At 47.0% G+C, this 651-nt stretch carries 1 protein-coding gene and 1 pseudogene; one reads left to right on the forward strand and one right to left on the reverse strand.

The annotated features are described in order from the left end of the window. Positions 1–98: pseudogene (locus KIV40_RS27620) on the forward strand (DsbA family protein); the annotation flags it as partial. Positions 99–145: 47 nt separating this feature from the next. On the opposite strand, the gene KIV40_RS27625 reads toward KIV40_RS27620, so the two are convergent. Further along, a partial coding sequence (locus KIV40_RS27625; RefSeq protein ID WP_285352398.1) for an Hpt domain-containing protein occupies positions 146–651 on the reverse strand: 506 nt, incomplete at its 5' end.

Here is a 651-nt window from a genome sequence, read left to right on the forward strand (position 1 = left end):
TGGATGGCATTTTCACCGAGGTTGAGCTGGACTACCACTCGACGGAGGCAACGCTTAAATCCATTCGCGAGATTATCCTCAATAATACGCCCGCTTAATCGCAGCGTCTGAACGTGACAAGCGAGCGTATGAATGAACTCAAGGCTTACTCGAAAGAGTAGGCCTTTGATTGTGGTGTTTTGGTTTGGGTTGCTCGCAGTTGTTCGAGCTCTTGTGCGAATTGCGCAGATACCCGTTGAACGTCTTGAATGTAGCCATTCATTTGGGCTTCAACCGTTGATACATCGACTGATTGTGAAGCAAGATCATCCGATAGAGCTTCAATACTCGCCAGCGGATTGGCCAGTGCGTCACAAGCGACCATTTTCGCAGCCCCCTTAACGCGATGCGCAGCAGTCTTAAGCGATTTGAACTTCTGTTCCTTCCACAATTGTCCAATCGTCTCCCAATCTTCGATAAAGCTTATCTCAAACTCTATAAGTAGTGACATTGCCACATCGGTATCACCAAACAGATCATTTAGCCCTTTAAAGTCAATAATGGTGACGGTTTCATCGTCGGTGACTTGCACTGTGATTGGTTTTGCTGGTGTTGCCTCTACCGTTGCTTCAAAGCTCTCTTCTATCCCCTGAAATAGTGCGGAGAACTCAT

The sequence above is a fragment of the Vibrio sp. D173a genome (assembly GCF_030248475.1).